The following is a 2,678-nucleotide window of genomic DNA, read 5'->3' as shown; positions in this document are numbered from 1 at the left end:
TACAACACCGTCAGGCCGCACAGCGCACTAGGCTATCGCCCACCCGCGCCAGAAAGCATCGTCACAATGGACCAGAGGCCCACGATGCACTAACAATCAAACCGGACCACCCGATGGGGGCACGCCATGTTCAGTCACGCCGATCTGTCTGATCGCATCGAGACGCGGCATGCCTTGTCCTGTCAGAACCTCAACTTGTCTTAAATTCGTAACAATCTCTTCGAGCTTGGGGCGCTTGTTTGCCATTGATGGTTCTCAGTTTCCTAAACATAGGGGCGGACCACTTCATATGGGGAGGCTCAAGGTGGAAGCCCATCGGACCTTATATTACCATCAAACGTTTTAGGTCCTAGACAACGCACGGCGAGACATTTAACCGTATGTTAACGTTTGAGGACGGCGAAGGGACAGGCTGTCCTTTTGCGGGGACGCGGATTTGGGTGACGAGGGGTTCGGATGATCAATCTTAAGCAGCTTTTTGTAATGAGTACTCTGGCGTTTCTGGCGGCAACAGCATCGAGCGCTTCAACAGTTGTTGTGAACGGTAGCTTTGAGGATTTGGGGGGGCAGTCTCTCAATAGCAGTGGTTGGAACCATTTTTCCTCAATTCCAAGCTGGACGGGCCAGCCGAATGTGGAAGTCCAGTCTAATGCTACTCTTAGCGGGATCGATGCTCAGGACGGTGTGAGCTATGTTGAACTGGAAACCAATCAACAAGCAGGTATCAGTCAAGATATTTTTCTAGAAGCCGGAGCATATAGCTTGAGCTTTTTCTACAGTCCGCGCATAGATGAACAACAGACAACTACCAATGACATGAGTTTCTCAATTGATGGTTTGCTAAGTGGCTACGTGATAGGTGCGCCAAATCCTGACTTCCAATGGGGTGAATGGACAGAGGTTACAAGCACGTTTTTGGTTGCTGATGGTGGGTACTATACACTGTCCTTTAATGCGTTTGACAGTTCGTCTTACATCGACTGCCCCAACTGCGGCGCGTTGATCGATAACGTGAGAATTTCGGTAGTACCCTTGCCGGCTTCGGCCTTGTTGCTGCTGCTGGGGCTCAGTGGCCTTGGCGCAATACGAAAGCGTAGACTGATTCCATCGATTGCTCCATCTTGAATGAGGGTATTCTCAGGTTGTCTTGTTCCTCTCTCAGTTTTCCGATCTTTTCACCCTAATCAACCTCCCGTATCGCCCCGAGAAATTGTGCTAGAAGCACAAGGGCCTGGCCATTGATCTCGAACATCGGGTTCAATTGGTGCGCAAGTTTCGGCGCGTCGGACCTCTGTATTTGGGGGATAACCTTAGACCCGACTTCCCCCGAGCGATTGGGTCAATCCGTTTTTTTTGCGCCTATGCGGCTCTAGTTTCCAGTCTCAATTTCGGTCAATGTTCTTGCGGCGTGAGATGGCCGAGTGTCGGGTCGGTTGCGGTTGTAGTACTCCTTCCAGTCGATGACTTTTTCCCGGACCTCGGCCAGCGACGAGAACAGGAACTCGTGGAAGAGCCCGTCTCGGAAGTTGCCATTTAACGACTCTACGAATGTGTTTCGCGTGGGCTTACCGAGCGCGATGTAGTGCCAGACCATCCGGGTCGCATGGCATCATCTGAGCGCGGCCATGCAGGTTCTTTCCGTCCCATTGTCGCTGACAATCGTTCTGGGGCCTGCCGCCTCGGGCCATGGCCTTCGTCAGATCCCGAATGACGCGAACTCCGAGAGCGACGTCTGCGACAAACGCCAGGCATTCGCGGCTGAAGTCATCCACGATGGCAAACCCCCGGAACATTCGTCCGTCGGTGAAGGCGTCCGAGACGAGATCCCGGCGCCAGCGTTCATTCGGTCGCTCCGGCATCGGCATCTATCTGCGCCTGCCCAGAGACCGCTTCCGACAGCCGCGCTTATTATCTGCAGCTTCTCCTCGCAGTAGATTCGCCTCAGCTTCTTCTAGTTCACCCGTCGATAGCCGAACTGTCGGCGCTCCGCGGCCACCTGCTTCATTGCCTGCCGCAGTTCGCCACCGTCCGGGCGCACGCATTGACACCGAACGCTGGGCCGGTATACGCTCAGAATTGATCACGCCGCCGATGGCTTACCTCATGCGTCTCGCACAGATGTTCCACCGCCTTACGCCTAACAGCGGGTGTTACCACTTTCGCGAGACGACATCCCTCAACATCGGGTTAGCAATCAGCGCTTCGGCCAACAGCTTCTTCAGATTGCGTGCATCAGACTCCTCCAAGCCGCGAAACTTCGCCTTCCATTTGTAGAACGTCGCCGAGTTGGATCCCCAATGCTCCCGGCAGGCATTTGCCGTCGCCGCAAAGCTCTCCTGCCGCTTCAGGATTGCGTTGATCCGCTCCTTGCTGAACCGTGATCGCTTCATTCCACCTGTCTCCTCGTTCGGGACCGACACTACCTCAAATTGGAGGATAAAACGGGGCTCAGGTCACGGGTAAAATCTGGACAGCTCCCTAAGCCCCAGACTCATTGATCTTCAAAGCCAGAACATGATGGTTGCCGCGAGTGCGACGGCGGACAGGAAGATCTTGGCGCATCTGTCATAGCAGGTTGCGACTCTGCGCCAGTCTTTTAGGCGACCGAACATGATCTCGATGCGGTTGCGGTGGCGATAGCGCCGTTTTGTCGTAGCGAACAGCTTTGCCGCGTGACT

The 2,678-nt window shown here is 54.4% G+C and carries 3 protein-coding genes and 1 pseudogene; 1 reads left to right on the top strand and 3 read right to left on the bottom strand.

Annotated features, from left to right (window positions below; all coding sequences use genetic code 11):
• Positions 1–456 precede the first annotated feature (456 nt).
• Positions 457–1,125 carry a VPLPA-CTERM sorting domain-containing protein gene (locus tag LOM8899_RS22905; protein WP_093994517.1) on the top strand — a complete coding sequence of 223 codons (669 nt, stop codon included), beginning with the start codon at positions 457–459 and terminating at the stop codon, positions 1,123–1,125.
• Between the two features lie 244 nt (positions 1,126–1,369).
• Here the strand turns inward: LOM8899_RS22905 and LOM8899_RS24005 are convergent, their stop codons facing one another.
• The 3 genes and pseudogenes from LOM8899_RS24005 to LOM8899_RS22895 all read right to left on the bottom strand — a co-directional run.
• Positions 1,370–1,594 carry an integrase core domain-containing protein gene (locus LOM8899_RS24005; RefSeq protein WP_211096268.1) on the bottom strand — a complete coding sequence of 75 codons (225 nt, stop codon included), beginning with the start codon at positions 1,592–1,594 and terminating at the stop codon, positions 1,370–1,372.
• A 556-nt stretch (positions 1,595–2,150) separates the two neighbouring features.
• Complete coding sequence (locus LOM8899_RS23650; RefSeq protein ID WP_211096267.1) at positions 2,151–2,390, bottom strand: transposase; 240 nt, start codon at positions 2,388–2,390, stop codon at positions 2,151–2,153.
• A 111-nt stretch (positions 2,391–2,501) separates the two neighbouring features.
• Positions 2,502–2,678: pseudogene (locus tag LOM8899_RS22895) on the bottom strand (transposase); the annotation flags it as partial.

Origin of the sequence: Flavimaricola marinus, from assembly GCF_900184895.1 — a bacterium.
GTDB classification, from domain to species: domain Bacteria; phylum Pseudomonadota; class Alphaproteobacteria; order Rhodobacterales; family Rhodobacteraceae; genus Flavimaricola; species Flavimaricola marinus.
This window is presented reverse-complemented; position numbering and strand designations above follow the sequence as displayed.